Below are 16,679 nucleotides of genomic sequence, written 5' to 3' on the forward strand. Positions count from 1 at the left end.
CGCAAAACTTAAAAATAAACCTCAGCATAGTTACGATACCTTGAGGTGACATACCGTACAAACACTGATGGCTATGTGCAATGTAAAGATATTGTGAAGAAATGTCAAAAAAGTTTCTCGTATTCCCTGCATCACAACATGAATACCTTTTGCTATCCTATAAATGTAAACCACTTTTGTGATTTCATAGTTGACACTTATGGCAGGAAGAAAGAAACTTGATCGCACCAATCTCCATGCACGAGTAGCCCAAGGGACGGGAGACAAGTTAAAGGAAATCGCCCATAATATAGGCTATGTCTATGATGATGAAGGCTCCACCGGACAATTATTGGATGCGATCGCTAACGGAGAAATTATCTTAATTCTCAGCAATAAATCATCTGTAATATCTAAAAATAGCTAAATTTATTCACAAAAAGTGGTGTAAAAGCAATTTAAAATAAATTTGGGGACAATTGTGTCCCCATTTACCGAATTAAGGAGGTGATTTATTGAATCAAAACGGTAACGGTCATCGAGGTTTCTGGAATCCAGTTAAAATCTTTATCCGTCTTTTCCAAGGTGTTTGGAAAAAGCGAGATGAAGTATCGGGAGAAACCTACCTCGTTGACTCAGAAACAGTGAGTCCAGTCGGCGGTGTCGGTTTCCGTCCCGTCGAACTGGCGAACCAGAAGGGTTGAGCAAGACCTGGAAGACATCGCTGATGAACCAGGTGAGCAAAACAACATCAACAACTAACATATAGTTAGTAGCCCCTAGTAGCCTGCTAGGGGCTTTACTCAAAATTAAAACTGATTTAATTATGGCAGATTCTAGCACCACAGTCGTTTGTCCTGTGTATTATCAAATTATTCAGCGCAGAGGTAATGGTTGGGCTTTTAAACATGGTGAACCATTTTTAAACTTATTTAATGCTCCAAATTTATCCCCCGAAGACGAATTTGCAGCATTTGGGACATCGATGAAAAAAGTTGCGATCGCGCTTTTCCGCATCAATGGAGGTAAGCAGGGTTACTACATTGCCAATATCTTGGATAAACAATATTACTATTGCGGTACTGAGTGGGAAGATGTGAAAATCAAACTTAAGGAATTGGGGATTGGTAAAGATGACCCAATTTAGAAGATGAGATTGTTGCTTGATACCCACGCATTTCTGTGGTTTATCGAAGGGAATCTCAATTTGAGCGATGCCTGCGGCGAGCTTCGCTAACGCACAAGACAATTGATTGAGGATGAAAATAATCAGCGTTTCTTGAGTATTGCCAGTCTGTGGGAAATTTCCATTAAAGTTAGCATAGGGAAACTAGTTTATTTAACACAAGCGAGGACAAAGCGATGACTATTATCACAATAGATGATGAACTAATTAATGAAATTATCGCGGTCAGTCACTATGAAAATCCACAGGAAGCAGTAATTAAAATATTATCCAATTACTTGCAGCAGCAAAAAAAAGAACTGCCTTTGTTTGAGCGACTACGTTTTATAGATGACGAATCTGCCGAAGATGATATCGCCTCGTTGTTTGAACGTGATAGAGACACAGGCAGGAATTTTGAACTATGACTTATCTAATAGACACCTGTGTAATGTCTGAGTTTGTTAAAAAAGCTCCCAACCCCCAAGTTAGTCAATGGTTTAATCAGCAACTGATTGAACAACTGTTTTTAAGTAGTATTACCATCGCCGAAATAAAAAAAGGAATTTACAAAATCCAAGACTCACAACCTGAACGATATCAAAAACTAAAAATCTGGCTGCAAAAAGTAGAAATTGAATTTTCTTCTCATATTTTACCGATAAACGATGATATTTTAGATAATTGGGCTAAATTTTCGGCTTATTCAGAATTGAAAGGTAAAAAATTAGCTGTAATGGATAGTCTGATTGCCGCAACAGCACATCATCATAAATTAACTTTAGTTACCCGCAATGTTGATGATTTTCAACTGACACCAGTTAAAATTATGAATCCTTACAGTCTATTGTAAGTAGGCGGAAATAAACGGAACTATGTAACAGAATGTAAATTCATCTCAAAGCCTTACCCCTACTCACTACTCACTACTCACTACTCCCTGACCACAACGATAATTTTTTCTACCCACCTACTTAGTTAATCTGTTGAGGCTGATCATTAGCTTACCTCCCCAAATCAAAAGCAAACGGTGGTAAAGTCACCTCAACCCCATCCATCAAACTCACACTTACCAGAAACTTCTCATCCCAATTACCCACCACACGGGTAAATATATAAGCATCTTCACTTTCTGCATTTAATCCCAACTCATCTAAAATACCAGTTTGGTCGCTAACCCTAAGTTTAATATCAGCAGGTAAACTACTCAAAGCAGGAGCGCCTAAAATTAACAATAAACTCCACTCCCGTTGCTCAGATTCTCCTAGCAAATGCCAAGTTACCGCATACATCCGCAAAGGAATCCCAGCTAACAATATATCCTGATACGCACCCCTTGCTTGGATGGGAATTTCCAAACCTCTCTGTCGTAATTGGGTAGCAATTACCTCAAATTCTTCCTCTGGACTACGCATTGGACGCATTCCCGAAGCTGGCACAAAACTTGGTAAAAGTACCCAAGAAAGTCCTTGTGCTAACTCATCTAACTCATTCCCTAACCAACGTCCAGCGTTAACCGCTGGTTGGGTAATCAATTTGATCAAATCCCGTAAAAAGGTATTTGCAGGAGGATGATTTTCTTGCTGTAAAGTATAAACCCAATTCAGTAATTCTGGATTCGTAAATACAGCAGTTGCTTGTTCCCAAGTTAAAATATCGGACAATTCCCGTTCAGAAGATTTCAATTCAGGTAATAATTCAAGTAATTGATTTTGTACCCTTGCTAAAATCTCCGCACGGTTTGTAGGAATTGCAGGTAAGGAGATTGCTGATACTTCTAAACAACGTAAATATAACAATAAACGGTCTGAATTATTATCAAAACATGATATTGGTAGTTGATAATTGCTATCTGATTGTAAAGAAGTTAAATTTTGCCTCTCTAGCAATTCTTGATAGGATAAAAAAGCATAAACATTCGCACTTTGGCGTTCTTCTAACACCTCCACTAACACATAAAAATGGGGGATAAACTCAGGTAAATCAATTATGACTCTTGGTAAACTCACCATTTCATCATTGAGACTACCAGTAGCAATCAAACAAACCTTAAATTCACCAACTTGTAAATTAGCAACACCATTAATAAAATTTGCTAAAGCAGGTTGTAAAATTGTACATTTATCTGAATTAATTGTTAAAGATTCTGCCCTTTCATCTAGCCAGGTTTCAAAAGCAGATAAAGCCAAACAATTGAGATACACTTGCCATTGCTTCAACCGATTGGGAATGCGATCGCTCCTGACTGCGGCTCGGTCAATATCATCATCTGATAAAATAATCGCTGAGGTTGGTAAATCGTCGAAGTCAAGGTAAGACATGGGTAAAATATTACTTGTAAGGTGATTCATAATTAATTATTCACTTGTTTTCTCATATCAAGGTATTCACATAAACGTTGTGCAAAAATATCAGTTTTTAAATAATTCTTCGCCGTTCTAGACTGGGATTCGGCATTTTCAATAATTTTGCTAATTTCTGATGACAGAAAAATTGTTAGCTGTTCATCTAGTTTATTCAATGCTTCCACACCAGCATACTTTTTTGCTTGTTCCTTTACCGAATCTTTTAAAATTATCAACATTTCTTGTTGTACATCCGTTCGTAATTCCTTTAATTTCAATAATTTTGTCACCGTATATTGCGCTCTCATTCCTAATTGTTCAGCAATTTCATTCATTGCTAACTTCTGACATTGAGATAACTCCAGAGCAGTTAAAAATATTCTGGCTTTATCACCTTTTTTTTTTAATTTTTTGACTCTTGATTCTGTCACTTTAGTTAAAGCTGATTGCAAACTCACCTGAATTTGATGGCGATAAAAGTCTAGAAATTCAGATTGTTCATCGCTGATTTCGCTGTTTTCACTAGCAGGAGCAGATACATTATCTAATAATGAATTAGACTTATCTGTAAAACTTGCATCTAGAGAATCTATTGGTAAAGAACCACCCCTCACATAAATTCGATATTCACGTAATTGATTTGCTAGCTTTGTCAACTTGACTCTCACAGTTTCATTATCAAATAATCTCCCTGTTTGATTTTTGATATATATCGCAATATCTTCTAATTGTTGATAAGTTGGCTCAATACATTTACTCCTAATCTTATTTCTAATATTTTCTAATCTTTGAACCCGGTAAATAGTATGATACCCCTGCAAAAGATATTGTGCCTCCTGAATTTCTAATTCACCCAGAGTATGAAAATCCTTGAGAATACGCTGCAATTGTTGAGGTTGAGTATCATTGAGAATTGCCCAATTGCTAATTAGATAAACACCACGTTCCAAAAGAAAATGGTTTAATTCTGGATGCTGTTTTACCTTGATACTTGCCCAAGTAGTCAAACTACCTTGGGTTGCATCAAAACTCTGGAGAATTTGTCGAGAAAAACATTGGTAGTTAATTGCTGGTAATAACTTCCCATCATCCTCTAGGACAAAAGGTAACAACTCATTGCAATGAAAATTATACTTCTCACCAAATCTCCTGGTTAATTTCAAACATCCCTGTTCTAAAATTCCAGAGATAAAGCAAAGTAAACAACGTTCCGCAAGCAAAGTGCTTTCCCCAGAACTATCTCGATACAAATCCATCAACTGACGTTGAATATCTCCATCCGGTGCATCATCAGTTAATTCACCAAATAATTGCGTGAAAAATGACCTAGCAGTAGGGATTTCCAGAATTTTCCGGTTCCCTCCCCCATCAATTCTCACCAATTTCCAATACCTTGAAGCATTACCCATAAGTATTTTTGTTTAAATATTACTGTTGATTGTCACATAGCCAATGCTCCCATACGCAAGAAGTTCGATCTTGATACATTTCATACTGAGTACCTGATTTGACAACTATTTTTCATACTCATCTTTTTATAATTCTGAGGAAATTGACCTTATGCAATTTCTGAAAATGGCATATCCTCATAAACCCCAGAAATACACCTAACCAGCAAATTTAACGAGCGTCACAATTATGAAACGTCTTCTCTCAAGTCTGGTTTTAGCTGGTTGTTTCCTCACTTCTACAAGTCTCCCCCTTATCCCTCATCAATACCGGGAACTCGCACAAGCACAAACGGCAGACGAACTATTTTATACATTTTACGGTCAAAAAATACCTCTGAATCTCAAACGCGATCGCGTTGCTGTTAGTTTTAAACCAACGACTAATAGTCGCTCCTCTCGCTCTACTCAACCTCTATACTTGCAGTTACAGCAGGATTTAAGACGTGGTGGTGGTAATTCTCGCAGTGTTAGCAGTGGAAATGGCTTTGATATTGATGTCAAACCTTTGGGGGATAATATTGCTCTTGTAAATTTACCTACTGGTTCTCGTAGTTCCCTAAATTCCATTCAACAAAGGATTCAAAACCAGTCTTACGTTAAAGAAACCCTACCTATTTTAACCCGCAAATCGGGTGAAGCATCCAAGGAGAAAGAATCAGAGCAAGTTATTGTCCTACCAAACGAGATTGCGATCGCTTTTGACCGGGATATGTCTGAAAGTCAAAGGCAAATGGTATTATTGCGCCATAATTTGGAAGTTGTTCGTCCCTTGAGATTTAGTAAAAATCGCTACCTAGTGCGTTCCAAATCTGTATCCGGGACAGAGATTTTAAACCTAGCGAATCAATTAGCGCAAGTAACAGGTGTACAATCTGCTACACCCAATTTCATCCAAGCCACATCCTACCAACAATCGCAACTATTGGCGAATCTAGCTAATTTACCAGAAACGCCAAATGCTGCTCAACGTTTGGAACAGCAATTGGCACAGTTGCCTCAACCAAAAGATACTCCTGTATCCGCAAAATTACTACCTTTACAGTGGCACTTAAATAGCACACCCAAACGCGGTCAACTTTTAGCCCGTACCGATGTCCGTGCTACAGAAGCATGGAAACACAGCAATGGTGGACGGGGAACTGTGGTAGCGGTGATTGATAGTTTGATTCAATGGGACCATCCCGATTTGGTGAAGAATATCTATAAATCTGGAAATCATCCCGATAAGTTACCTGGTGAAGAATATGGTTGGGACTTTTCTAGTAGTGGACAAGGTGATGCAGACACACGGTTAAGTTCTCAGGAATTATCACAGATACAAGCAGAATGGCAAAATACTTTTAAATTACCTAGCGACCAATTATTAAAGAAATATCAACAGTTTGCTGATGTATTCAAAAAACGTAATCCCAAAGCTTCCCCCGGTGAAATTGCTCACCAAATTCGGAATCTGATTCGCAATCAAATTAGTAGCGAGTTTCATGGTACTTGGTCTGCGGGGGTAATTGCTGCAAATTCCCCAGATAAGGCTGGTGTTCTGGGAGTTGCACCCAATACCCAAATTTTACCAGTACGGGTATTTGCCTTGGGTGGTGCGATTAATTCTGCTTCTTTAGGGGAAGCAATTGGTTATGCTGCGAGTCGAAATGTTGATGTGATTAATATGAGTTTGGGGGGTTTGCTTCCAGATGAGGGGTTAACTGAGCAAATTTTCGATGTGTTGGATAATAATCGCAATTTAGTAATTATTGCTTCTGCGGGGAATGAAAACTTAGATGGTGTTGCCTTCCCTGCTGGGATTCCTGGGGTTCTATCGGTTGGTGCCACAAATATGACTGGTAATCGCACCTTCTACAGTAGTTACGGTGGGGGGCTGGATTTGGTTGCACCTGGGGGAGAAATCCAAAATGGCATGAGTGGAGGGATTTTAACTACAGGTGGTACTTGGTTGGATGGTTTTTGGCAAGGTATTTCTGTACCTGATAATTCTTGGGGTGTGGCTTTAGACCCTGTTGGTAAGTATGTTCAAGTACAAGGTACTTCCTTCTCGGCTCCCATTGTATCGGGAGTGGTGGCATTAATGAAGGGGGAAGACCCCAAACGGCGTTTGAGTCGGGAGGAGATGGTGTCGATTTTGAAGAAGACTGCTACCTATGATGGGTTAAATCTTTCTTCTTCTGATGTGAATCGGTATCGATTGCAGAAGGAAGTGGGTTTTGGCACTGTTATAGATGCTCCAATTTCTCGCCCTTCAGGGATTTTTGCGAAGGCAAAACCCGTGTCAGCACAGGAGTATTTCTTCGGGAAGGGTTTGGTAAATGCTGATGCTGCGGTGGAGAGTGTCAGGAAGAGATAGGGAGTACCTACGGCGATCGCTTTTATTTTTCATACTCCAATTTATATTTACTAAAAAGGGATTTCTTGCGAGAAACCCCTTTTTACATACCTGATGCGACCTATTTTCATTGTCTTTGAGTTTACTAAGGTTCTTTCTCGATCCACTGACTAACTTCTTGATTAACCAGCTTATTGATGGGTGGTTGTTGCCGTTTTCCTACATACCACTCAATAAAGTGAATCAAGGCATCCTTCATATTTGTTCCGTTCATAGCAGTCATTCCCTTGAACTGCGTTCTTAGCTCATCCGGCAATTCCAGGCGATAGGCTACTAAATCATCTTCATTCCCTGACACAAATAAATATCTTTCCCCAAAAATTTCAACACCATCATTATCACATTTGAAATTTAAATTATCTAGATTACCTTCATCCCTTTTGTATTTAATGTATGGTACATGATATAATTGAATTGTAAGCTACAAATAATTTTTCCTACATCTGTCAGGTACAGGAATAAGAAAGATTATCGGGATATTTTTAAATTAATAGCCAAAACCCCCCGCTCTGACTCGCAATCTAGCTCGGAGGGTTTGGTTGCCCAAGTATAAAAGGGACATCTTTATTATGAACGCAACTGCTCCTTTTTCACTAGCGTACAGCTTCGATTACGATCGCTTTACCAAACCAGACTTGCAAGCCAAGGCTAAATCCACTCTTGGCAACTTCTTTGGTTTTGTTCGCCAGACCTTCGATGGCTTAATTGAGATAGGGCGATCGCTCCAAGATTTCTACTTCGACTGCCTTGCATTTTGCCCCAATGGTAAAAAAGTGTTCTCTGAATGGCTTGCCAGTCCTGATTTTGGGGCATCTCGTTATATTGCCTCCTCTGCGATGGATATTTACGCTTGGTTCGATAAATTGCCAGTGCGATCGCAAAAACTAATCCGTCAAAATGTCCAAAATTGGAGCGTTTCTGCGCTGCGACAGTTAACCAAAGTCAGCCACGATTTGGTCAAGGAATTGGTGCTTGAGGGCAAAAAGACCGCAGCACAGGTTAAGCATGAGGGTGGGAGTGAAAGAGCGAGAGAGAAAGAGGAAAAACAAGCATCAAGCGAAGAAATAAGCCGAACTCCATCTGTACCAACTCCGGAATTAGCTCGAGGAATGCGAATTGTCGTTAAGGAAGAAAATACGGGTTGGAATGGACATAGCGGGATAATCATGTCCAAACGGGAGGACGATTTCTGGGTATTGCTTGACCACACGGTCTCTCAAGGTATGGAGATAAAACACCTACTCAAGACCCACCAAATACAGCTAGAAGCTCAACAGTCTGTTACCAAGCCAGCTTCCAAAGAGCTTTTTACAGATGCCCAGGTCGAACAGAAGATAACAGATGCTTTAGCGCAAAGGGAGCGCGAAAAAGCTGAGTCTGAACAGGGACGGTTTGTAGAAATTCGAGACGCAGCATTACAAGCAGCAAAACGAGAAATTCAAGCTGCTCAAGAATATGCGAACGCACTAGAACAAGCCAAACACAAATTAATCGAGCAATTAGCAAGCAAAGATTTGGAAGTGCGATCGCTCCATGTATTGCAAACCAGAAACCAACAACTCGAACAGCGAGTGGCTGAGTTAGAAAAAGCCCTTGAAAACTCCAGTGCAAACAATTGGGGCAATACCTTTAACAATCAAGCGGCAAAGGCGGTTAACTCGGAGTTGGAGAAAACTATCCAACCGTTGATGTCCGAAGTCGAACGGTTACAAAACTTGGTGCGATCGCAGCAGCAAGAATTGGCTCAAATTCAAACGAGCGATACTCCTGAAGGGAGTGGCTATCGCCAACGCTCGGCATCTGATGCAGTTTTAGCGGAGTTTGGGGAGATAGGGGAAAGATTCGGATGGTCTGGTTGGAGTCGTCGGGGTTATCGTGCTGCTAGTGGGATGTTGTCTACGGGGATTAGTGCGATAGCCGCTTTTATTGCCGACTTGAAACAATCTTCCCCAAGTTACCAACAGCAGGAAATCACATTTTAGATTTACATCAAATTAGATTTATGTCGAATTTTGCTGTTGATTCAAAATGGTGATCAGTTTGACATGGCGAAAACAAGCTAACCAAAGAAATTGAAAATGCAATGTCGAGAAAAAGAGATTCATATCAAGAAAATCCCTCGCTGGTTTGCAAAGTTTATACTGCGATCGCAGTATAACCCCAATAATCAACAGATATTTTTCACACTGCTCGAACCCATGACACCACAAGAATGGTGCTTAATTTGGATACCAGTTATCCATCCTGGAATCGAATTGCCTTGCGATGGAGAACGAAATCCGACGGGGTACATGAAAGCTTGTCTGACAACTTTATCGACATTAACTGGGTATCATGAACGAACCGTGGAAGGATGGTTCTATGGGAAACCCTACCATTATTCAGTGGAAATTTTACTGCGATGTTTTCATTTAATTTTTACATTGCAGCAATATTTAAACTAATAAACCTATACGAGTATTTATTTTCCTCAATCAGAGAAATTATCAACTCGAATATCCCTCCAAATATCGGAAATTTGCCACCCTGAGTTCCCGATAGATTGAACTATGGGGTTATCCCGCGCTGGAATATAGTTAGATTCTATATTTACTTGTGTTTGCTCTTCTCTCACCTCTGAGATATCCTTAGCATCCGGTTGAATATTTTGTTCTTCATCTTCTATCTTTTTGATTTTAAGCAGAAGTTGTTGTTCCGATTTTTTGATTAGTGTCATATCTGAATTTAAAATTATGGATAAGATTTAACTTGTATATCGATGAAAACACAGATTTATTATCTTACATCCTCAGAGCCAAAAATCAAGCCCATTAAGAAATATCAAAGAATTTCTTAATTCTGATGTCTATTCTGATTTTCTTGCTGCTGTGTGCGTAAACTTTCCAGCTTTTCCCGAATTGCGATTGTTTTAGGATGATTAGGTTCTAAAATGCGATCGATAATTCCTAAAGCTTGTTGATATAGAAATTCTGCTTCCTCATACCTTTGTAGTTGGCAGTAGAGTTCGGCTAAATTATCCAAACTTCGCACAACATTGAGGTGATTTTCTCCCCAAATATATTTGTCTAGTTCTAAAGCTCTCAAACATAAAGGTTCGGCTTCAATGTAACGTTCTTGTAATCTATACATGAAACCAAGTGCATAAATTGTATCTGCAATCAGAGGGTGTCCTTTAACAAGAGTATTTGTCTTGATTTCTAAAGATTTTAAAAATAATTCTTCGGCTTCTCGATAACGATTCTGGGCACGATATATTAAGGCTAAATTATGAATATCTGTTGCGAAATCTGGATGTTCTTCGCCTAAAAGTAATTTATCTAATTCTAAAGATTGTAGCGCAAATTTCTCCGCTTCTTCATAATATCCTTGGTCATATTTCAGTAATGCTAGGTTATTTAGCACTATTGCATTAATGGGATGTTGTTCCCCAAGTAAACGCCTTCCTAATTCTAATGATTCAATATAAATGGGTTCGGCTTCAGTATATCTTTCTTGAGAACGATATAGTTCAGCTAAACTATCTAAGCTGGCAACAACATTTCGATCGTTTCTATCCCATTGATGTTTTTCTAAGTCTAATACTTTCAAGTAAAGTATTTCTGCTAATTCATATTTGCCTTGTGATTTATAAAGTCCTGCTAAACTGCTCAAGCTAGCAGCAAAACAAGGATGATTTTGCTTTTTTAGTAAATCTAATACTTGGATAAATAGAGGCTCTGCGGCTTCGTATTTACCTTGGGATTTATAAAGTTCGGCTAAACTACTTAAGCTGGTGGCAAAGTAAGGATGATTTTCTCCTAATAGCTGTTTTCTTAATTCTAATGCTTCTAGACACAGAGATTCTGCTGTTTCATATTTACCTTGGGATATATAAATTCTGGCTAAATTGTTCAAGCTTCCAGCAAAGTCGGGATGTTTTTCTCCCAAACGAGATTTAATCGCAGATACACATCGTTGGTACCAAGTTTCTGCGAGTCCGTATAATCCTTGCTCTCCATAAAATCTAGCTAAACCAGTAAAAGTCCAATATAAATTTTCATTACCAACCGCATCAATGAGATTTTCCGCGACTTCTGTGAGATGGGGAATGGCATTTTTGACAGAATTGATGATGTTTAATGTGAGAGGATAGGGAATCGAGCGAGCAATTTCCACAAATGTACTACTGAATGCTTGTTTTAATTCACTATTTTCCGATATTTCAATCGATTTAATTTGTAAGAATTCTCGAATTAAAGGATGTATTTTGTAATAACAAGTATTTTTTTCTTCTACACATTGTACTAAATGGCGTTGATAAAGTTGTTCGATTGCTAATTCCACATCCGCTTGATGCCAATTCAATAATTTAGCTGTGGATTCTACCCATTTCCACACAAAAATATCTCCTGCAAATAGGCTTAATAGTACGGCAATTTTTTGTGTTGTGGGATTAAGTTCGACCCAACTGAGTTCAAATGCCGCTAAAACCGCAGTCTGTACCGGACTTAATACTTTTTCTTGGGGTATAGTAGCACGATAGTGAATTCGTTGTTGTTGCAATTGCTCCAAGATTTGAGCGAGAGTCCAATGGGGAGGCTTTTTAACTAAATGTCGCCCCACTAATTCTATACCTAAAGGTAAATATCCCAACCATTGACTTAATTCTTTGGCTGTTGCTAATTCCTTATTTACCTTCTTTTTTCCAACTAAGTTGATGAGGAATTCTAAAGATTCATTTGGTGACAGGACATCGAGGGGAATTTCTTCTATTTTCGGATTGAGATTTCGTAATCTGGTTGTCATTAAAACACGGAAACGATTGTTTGTGGGTAGTAATTCCGAAAGATTTTCTAAATTTGTCACATCATCAAATACAACCAGCACCAAACCTAATAATGGTTGCCAATTTTGCCAGCACCAACCGACTTGTTGATTTAGAGTCAGGGGGTTTTCATGAAAATCTTTTTGGGGAACTTTTAAACCCATGTGAAGTTGGACAAATTGAATTATTCCCGCAGCTAAATTTGCATCTCTAGCACTCAACCAACAAATTCCACCGGGATAATCAGCTTCGTGTTCGAGAGCGTATTTTATTACCAATTCTGTTTTCCCTACTCCACCCATTCCCGCAACCGCAGAAATAACAACTGCGTTTTGTTGGTGTAGTTTTTCATGAATTTTTGTTAGTTCTTTGCTGCGTCCAACAAAATGACTGACACCTGTATGGGGTATATATTTGAATATTTGACTGCATTTGCAGCTTTTTGACTCGGTACTGATTCTCGAAGTTGTAACTCTCGAATCAGTGGAGCGATGATTTCTCGAATTGTTTCCGCGTCTGTACCTTGGTAAATTTTGTCACCTATGTGAATATCCTGCCCTTGTCCGACATTAACCCCATATTTGCCAATTTGTAGAGATTCCTGGCTGGAGTTGGTGCCAATTAATCGGCGTAATGTCTCCAAATCCTCAGCACTCTCATGGTGATTGATAATACGCTCGACAATAACGAATAAATCTTCTGAGACAGGCATTACAAAACTCTTTCTAAGTAATTTTACTATATATTAAGTATATTCAATTAAATGATAATCGATTTTGGATGTCTGTAATTTATTCAGTAGTGAGAGTTATTTTTAGGGTTAGTGCGATCGCATTACGTCGTGCAAGCTAGAACTTCGTTCAGCAACAAGCGATCGCACTCCAAGCCAAAGCACCAAAAACCGTCATTCTCACCAACAAGCGAACGACTTACGTCGCGCAAGCTTCGCATTACAACCCAAACCACCAAAAACCGTCATTCTCACCAACAAACAATAAACCTATGGTTCCTTAGCGCGATCGCACTTTCAAACCAACCCAGTAAACCACACTTCACCCCAAACTCAAAAACTCTCTCTGTCATTGCGTAGCTTGCGTCTTCGTAAGGAAGCGATTCCTGCGGAAAGCTACCATACGGGAACGCGCTTGAGCGTAGCTTGCTCCTCCGTTTCGGAGTATGCTAACGCAATATTTTTCATCACCCCAAAATCAACCTAAGCGAATTCTCGCATTTATAATGGGAATATGGATAAACAATAAGTAAACCAATAATTTATAGCTATAATTGTATTTATAAATAGCTATAACTGTAAGCCCAAAGGACACATATTGAATATGAAATGGCGAGTAGTTCTCGAACCCGATCCAGAAACAGGAGAATGGGCTGTTTGGTGTCCTGAATTACCTGGTTGTACCTCCGCAGGAGACACTGAGGAAGAAGCTTTAGAGAATATCCGCGAAGCAATTCAACTATATCTTGAAACCGATTCAATTAAACTCGCACCAGGTGCAATTTTCCGTGAGGTTATGGTGGGATGACACGTATCAGACGGATGGGTGCAGATGAGGTGGAAAGAATTTTACAGAGTTACGGGTTTGAATTGATTTCTCAAAAAGGTAGTCATCGCAAATGGCGAAATGACGATCGCCAACTGCAAGTAATTGTACCGTATCATAAAGGTCGTGATTTACCGATTGGAACTTTGCGTAATATTATGATTGGTGCGGATATTCCAGAATTGGAGTGGAAAACTGATTAGAGCGATAACTTCGTTAAGCTCCGCGAACGACTCTCGTCGCGCAAGCTTCGCACTCTCCAACAAACCCAGTAAAATAAGCTATCTGTCACCACAAGCGAACGACTTACGTCGCGCAAGCTTCGCACTCTAACCCAAACCACCAAAAAGCGATCGCACTCCATCTCAAAGCAGGTAGAATCGTCATTCCGAGCAACAAGCGATCACATTCCATCCCAAAGTAGCTAAAATCGTCATTCTCAGCAACAAGCGATCGCATTACGTCGCGCAAGCTAGAACTTCGTTCAGCTACGCTAACGCACTCCAATTCAAAACACCAAAAACCGTCATTCTCAGTAATAAGCGAACGACTTTCGTCGCGCAAGCTTCGCATCTCAACCCAAAACACCAAAAACCGTCATTCTCAGCAACAAGCGATCGCACTCTCCAACGAACCCAGTAAAAAACCCCCTCTGTCATTGCGACGTAAGGAAGCAATCCCAATATATTCAATACCAACGAGTCAACGCGATCGCTTCATTTCGCTACACTCGCAATGACGGAAGTTAAAAATCACCCCCCACTCTCTCGCTGCTGTGTGCGTAAATATTCCAGGTTTCCCCGACAAGTCAGCGTATTGGGATGATTTACATCCAAAACCCGCTCTGCAATCTCCAAAGCTTGGATGTAAAGTGGTTCTGCTGCTTCGTACCTTCCCTGGGAACAGTAGAGTAAAGCTAAATTGTTCAAACTGGTTGCATAACTGGGATGATTTTCTCCCAGTAGCTGTTTATATAACTCCAAAGCTTGGATGTAAAGTGGTTCCGCTGCTTCGTACCTTCCCTGGGAATTGTAGAGTAAAGCTAAATTATTCAAACTTTGTGCAACGTCGGGATGATTTTCTCCCAGTAGCTGTTTTCTTAACTCCAAAGCTTGGATGTAAAGAGGTTCCGCTGCTTCGTACCTTCCTTGGGAACGGTAGAGTCCAGCTAAATTGTTCAAACTGGTTGCAACGTCGGGATGATTTTCTCCCAGTAGCTGTTTATATAACTCCAAAGCTTGGATGTAAAGTGGTTCCGCTGCTTCGCACCTTCCCTGGGAAGAGTAGAGGTAAGCTAAATTGTTCAAACTTTGTGCAACGTGGGGATGATTTTCTCCCAAGCGTAATCTTACTGCGGATACGCATCCTTGATACCAAGGTGCTGCTAATGCATATAAACCCTGTCCATTGTAATACCATGCTAAACCAGTAAAAGCCCAAATTAAATTTTCATCGCTGACTGCATCGAGCAAGTTTTCTGCAACTTCTGTTAAATGGGGAATGGCTGTTTTGACTGAATCGATAAATTCTAAAGTGGGTGACTGGGGAATTGTTTGAGCAATTTCCATAAAAGTGCTGGTAAATGCTTGTTTAAATTCGTTAACTTCTTCTAATTCTCCTAACTTATCTCGTAAAAACTCACGAATTAATGGATGAATTTTATAATTAGCTTCCACACTTTCTAACCTTTCAATTAAATGGCGTTTATAAAGTTGCTTTTTCGCTTCATTTACTTCTTTCTTTTCCCAACTCAGCGATTTGCTCACAGATTCTACATATTCCCAAGCGATTTCATCGGGAGAAAATAAACTTAACAATTCTCCAACTCGCTTAGTCTTTGGGTCAAGTTTTTCCCAGGTTAAGTTAAATGCATCTCTCACTCCTAATTTTGCAGTTATTTCTGTATTTTCTAAGTCTTCAAAAGAAGGACTTATCGCTTCATTTTTGAGCCGTTCCTCTCTCAAAGCTTGCAACATCTCAGTAATTGACAAATCTGGATCTTCTACTAAATAGCGTCCAATTAATTCTAAGCCTAGAGGTAAGTAACCGAGCCATTTACACAAACTATTCGCTATTTCAATTTCCCTATCTACCCGTCTATCATTTTCCCCTAAAATACCTTTCAATAATGACAATGCTTCTTCTGGTGATAGTACATCCAGTGATATTTCAGCATAGTTGATATCTAATCGACGTTGACGGGTTGTGATTAATATACGGAAGCGATTATTGGTTTTTGGTAAAAACTCTTTGATATCTTTTAAATCAGTTACATCATCCAAAACCACCAACACCAAACCTTCGGGTGGTTGCCAATTTTGCCAACACCAAGCTACTTGTTGATGAATATCGAGGGGATTTTCACGAGCATCTTTTTGGGGAACTTCTAAATTTAAATAAAGTTGAGTAAATTGGATAATTTCTGCGGCTAAATTTCTATCTCTGACGGAAAACCAACAAATACCTCCAGGATAATAATTTTCATGTTCCCGCGCATATTTCACCGCTAACTCGGTTTTACCAATTCCACCCATCCCCGACACCGCAGAAATCGCAACTGTATTTTGTTGTTGGTACAGTTTTTCGTGGATTTTGACGAGTTCGTCGCTGCGTCCAACGAAATTACGCACACCTGTGTAGGGAATGTACTTAACCGCAGTCGCAGCTTTTTGGCTGGGTAGGATTTCTTTAATTATTTCTCGAATCGCTTCTGCATCCGCACCGTGGTAAACCTTGTCACCAATGTGAACATCCTTGCCTTCCCCGATATTAACGTTATACTTGCCAATTTGTAGTGTACCTTGGCTGGAGCTTGCGCTAATTGCCTGACGCAACAATACTAAATCTGCCTCAGTATGCTGGTGACTGAGAATACGCTCAATCATGGCTAATAAATCGTCAGAGTCAGGCATCGCTAATACTGTTCCTAAGTAATTCCACTATAACTTAAGGTACTTCAATCAAATGATTATCGATTCCGGAAT

At 39.5% G+C, this 16,679-nt stretch carries 19 protein-coding genes; 11 read left to right on the top strand and 8 right to left on the bottom strand.

Going from position 1 to position 16,679, the window contains the following annotated elements:
* Nucleotides 1–199 precede the first annotated feature (199 nt).
* From CAL6303_RS10955 to CAL6303_RS10975, 5 genes are all read left to right on the top strand, one after another.
* Nucleotides 200–406, top strand: coding sequence for a hypothetical protein (locus tag CAL6303_RS10955; RefSeq protein ID WP_015197917.1), 207 nt, complete (start codon nt 200–202; stop codon nt 404–406).
* An 88-nt stretch (nt 407–494) separates the two neighbouring features.
* The gene (locus tag CAL6303_RS10960; protein ID WP_041739413.1) at nt 495–683 is read left to right on the top strand and encodes a hypothetical protein; all 189 of its coding nucleotides are present in this window, start codon (nt 495–497) and stop codon (nt 681–683) included.
* A gap of 122 nt (nt 684–805) precedes the next feature.
* Entirely contained in the window at nt 806–1,126 is a 321-nt protein-coding gene (locus CAL6303_RS10965) for a hypothetical protein (RefSeq protein WP_015197918.1), read from the top strand.
* A 215-nt stretch (nt 1,127–1,341) separates the two neighbouring features.
* Entirely contained in the window at nt 1,342–1,572 is a 231-nt protein-coding gene (locus CAL6303_RS10970) for a type II toxin-antitoxin system VapB family antitoxin (protein ID WP_015197919.1), read from the top strand.
* Nucleotides 1,569–1,997, top strand: coding sequence for a type II toxin-antitoxin system VapC family toxin (locus tag CAL6303_RS10975; protein ID WP_015197920.1), 429 nt, complete (start codon nt 1,569–1,571; stop codon nt 1,995–1,997). Before CAL6303_RS10970 ends, CAL6303_RS10975 begins: the two co-directional genes overlap by 4 nt.
* A 151-nt stretch (nt 1,998–2,148) precedes the next feature.
* Here the strand turns inward: CAL6303_RS10975 and CAL6303_RS10980 are convergent, their stop codons facing one another.
* On the bottom strand, nt 2,149–3,495 hold the full coding sequence (locus tag CAL6303_RS10980) for a DUF1822 family protein (protein ID WP_015197921.1): 1,347 nt from the start codon (nt 3,493–3,495) through the stop codon (nt 2,149–2,151).
* A gap of 2 nt (nt 3,496–3,497) precedes the next feature.
* Complete coding sequence (locus CAL6303_RS10985) at nt 3,498–4,898, bottom strand: hypothetical protein (protein WP_015197922.1); 1,401 nt, start codon at nt 4,896–4,898, stop codon at nt 3,498–3,500.
* A 229-nt stretch (nt 4,899–5,127) separates the two neighbouring features.
* On the opposite strand from CAL6303_RS10985, the gene CAL6303_RS10990 reads away from it, so the two are divergent.
* On the top strand, nt 5,128–7,296 hold the full coding sequence (locus tag CAL6303_RS10990) for a S8 family peptidase (RefSeq protein WP_015197923.1): 2,169 nt from the start codon (nt 5,128–5,130) through the stop codon (nt 7,294–7,296).
* A gap of 124 nt (nt 7,297–7,420) precedes the next feature.
* Here the strand turns inward: CAL6303_RS10990 and CAL6303_RS31430 are convergent, their stop codons facing one another.
* Entirely contained in the window at nt 7,421–7,549 is a 129-nt protein-coding gene (locus CAL6303_RS31430; RefSeq protein WP_255348454.1) for a hypothetical protein, read from the bottom strand.
* A gap of 355 nt (nt 7,550–7,904) precedes the next feature.
* Between CAL6303_RS31430 and CAL6303_RS11000 the strand changes: the two genes are divergently transcribed.
* On the top strand, nt 7,905–9,317 hold the full coding sequence (locus CAL6303_RS11000) for a hypothetical protein (protein ID WP_015197925.1): 1,413 nt from the start codon (nt 7,905–7,907) through the stop codon (nt 9,315–9,317).
* Between the two features lie 96 nt (nt 9,318–9,413).
* On the top strand, nt 9,414–9,779 hold the full coding sequence (locus tag CAL6303_RS11005; protein WP_015197926.1) for a hypothetical protein: 366 nt from the start codon (nt 9,414–9,416) through the stop codon (nt 9,777–9,779).
* 26 nt (nt 9,780–9,805) lie between these two features.
* Here the strand turns inward: CAL6303_RS11005 and CAL6303_RS11010 are convergent, their stop codons facing one another.
* From CAL6303_RS11010 to CAL6303_RS11020, 3 genes are all read right to left on the bottom strand, one after another.
* Complete coding sequence (locus CAL6303_RS11010; RefSeq protein WP_015197927.1) at nt 9,806–10,051, bottom strand: hypothetical protein; 246 nt, start codon at nt 10,049–10,051, stop codon at nt 9,806–9,808.
* 116 nt (nt 10,052–10,167) lie between these two features.
* Nucleotides 10,168–12,597 carry a tetratricopeptide repeat protein gene (locus CAL6303_RS11015; protein ID WP_083866307.1) on the bottom strand — a complete coding sequence of 810 codons (2,430 nt, stop codon included), beginning with the start codon at nt 12,595–12,597 and terminating at the stop codon, nt 10,168–10,170.
* Complete coding sequence (locus CAL6303_RS11020; RefSeq protein WP_015197929.1) at nt 12,501–12,851, bottom strand: hypothetical protein; 351 nt, start codon at nt 12,849–12,851, stop codon at nt 12,501–12,503. The genes CAL6303_RS11015 and CAL6303_RS11020 overlap by 97 nt, the downstream gene beginning before the upstream one ends.
* A gap of 111 nt (nt 12,852–12,962) precedes the next feature.
* Here CAL6303_RS11020 and CAL6303_RS29880 point away from each other — a divergent pair, with 111 nt between their 5' ends.
* The 3 genes from CAL6303_RS29880 (at nt 12,963) to CAL6303_RS11030 (ending at nt 13,898) form a co-directional block, all read left to right on the top strand.
* Nucleotides 12,963–13,229, top strand: a complete 267-nt coding sequence (locus tag CAL6303_RS29880; protein WP_144051032.1) for a hypothetical protein — start codon at nt 12,963–12,965, stop codon at nt 13,227–13,229.
* A 244-nt stretch (nt 13,230–13,473) separates the two neighbouring features.
* Nucleotides 13,474–13,677 (top strand): type II toxin-antitoxin system HicB family antitoxin, encoded by a 204-nt coding sequence (locus CAL6303_RS11025; protein ID WP_015197930.1) that lies wholly within the window; start codon nt 13,474–13,476, stop codon nt 13,675–13,677.
* Entirely contained in the window at nt 13,674–13,898 is a 225-nt protein-coding gene (locus CAL6303_RS11030) for a type II toxin-antitoxin system HicA family toxin (RefSeq protein WP_015197931.1), read from the top strand. Before CAL6303_RS11025 ends, CAL6303_RS11030 begins: the two co-directional genes overlap by 4 nt.
* 103 nt (nt 13,899–14,001) lie before the next feature.
* Here the strand turns inward: CAL6303_RS11030 and CAL6303_RS11035 are convergent, their stop codons facing one another.
* Entirely contained in the window at nt 14,002–14,268 is a 267-nt protein-coding gene (locus tag CAL6303_RS11035; RefSeq protein ID WP_041739418.1) for a hypothetical protein, read from the bottom strand.
* A gap of 179 nt (nt 14,269–14,447) precedes the next feature.
* On the bottom strand, nt 14,448–16,607 hold the full coding sequence (locus CAL6303_RS11040) for a tetratricopeptide repeat protein (RefSeq protein WP_015197932.1): 2,160 nt from the start codon (nt 16,605–16,607) through the stop codon (nt 14,448–14,450).
* Nucleotides 16,608–16,679: the final 72 nt, after the last annotated feature.

This window comes from Calothrix sp. PCC 6303 (genome assembly GCF_000317435.1).
GTDB lineage: Bacteria > Cyanobacteriota > Cyanobacteriia > Cyanobacteriales > Nostocaceae > PCC-6303.

Excerpts from the sequence above, each read along its gene's own strand:
- CAL6303_RS10955 (WP_015197917.1), top strand. The coding sequence starts at position 200 with ATGGCAGGAAGAAAGAAACTTGATCGCACCAATCTCCATGCACGAGTA.
- CAL6303_RS10965 (WP_015197918.1), top strand. The coding sequence starts at position 806 with ATGGCAGATTCTAGCACCACAGTCGTTTGTCCTGTGTATTATCAAATT.
- CAL6303_RS10970 (WP_015197919.1), top strand. The coding sequence starts at position 1,342 with ATGACTATTATCACAATAGATGATGAACTAATTAATGAAATTATCGCG.
- CAL6303_RS10975 (WP_015197920.1), top strand. The coding sequence starts at position 1,569 with ATGACTTATCTAATAGACACCTGTGTAATGTCTGAGTTTGTTAAAAAA.
- CAL6303_RS10980 (WP_015197921.1), bottom strand. The coding sequence starts at position 3,495 with ATGAATCACCTTACAAGTAATATTTTACCCATGTCTTACCTTGACTTC.
- CAL6303_RS10985 (WP_015197922.1), bottom strand. The coding sequence starts at position 4,898 with ATGGGTAATGCTTCAAGGTATTGGAAATTGGTGAGAATTGATGGGGGA.
- CAL6303_RS10990 (WP_015197923.1), top strand. The coding sequence starts at position 5,128 with ATGAAACGTCTTCTCTCAAGTCTGGTTTTAGCTGGTTGTTTCCTCACT.
- CAL6303_RS31430 (WP_255348454.1), bottom strand. The coding sequence starts at position 7,549 with ATGAACGGAACAAATATGAAGGATGCCTTGATTCACTTTATTGAGTGG.
- CAL6303_RS11000 (WP_015197925.1), top strand. The coding sequence starts at position 7,905 with ATGAACGCAACTGCTCCTTTTTCACTAGCGTACAGCTTCGATTACGAT.
- CAL6303_RS11005 (WP_015197926.1), top strand. The coding sequence starts at position 9,414 with ATGCAATGTCGAGAAAAAGAGATTCATATCAAGAAAATCCCTCGCTGG.
- CAL6303_RS11010 (WP_015197927.1), bottom strand. The coding sequence starts at position 10,051 with ATGACACTAATCAAAAAATCGGAACAACAACTTCTGCTTAAAATCAAA.
- CAL6303_RS11020 (WP_015197929.1), bottom strand. The coding sequence starts at position 12,851 with ATGCCTGTCTCAGAAGATTTATTCGTTATTGTCGAGCGTATTATCAAT.
- CAL6303_RS11025 (WP_015197930.1), top strand. The coding sequence starts at position 13,474 with ATGAAATGGCGAGTAGTTCTCGAACCCGATCCAGAAACAGGAGAATGG.
- CAL6303_RS11030 (WP_015197931.1), top strand. The coding sequence starts at position 13,674 with ATGACACGTATCAGACGGATGGGTGCAGATGAGGTGGAAAGAATTTTA.
- CAL6303_RS11035 (WP_041739418.1), bottom strand. The coding sequence starts at position 14,268 with ATGCGAAGCTTGCGCGACGAAAGTCGTTCGCTTATTACTGAGAATGAC.
- CAL6303_RS11040 (WP_015197932.1), bottom strand. The coding sequence starts at position 16,607 with ATGCCTGACTCTGACGATTTATTAGCCATGATTGAGCGTATTCTCAGT.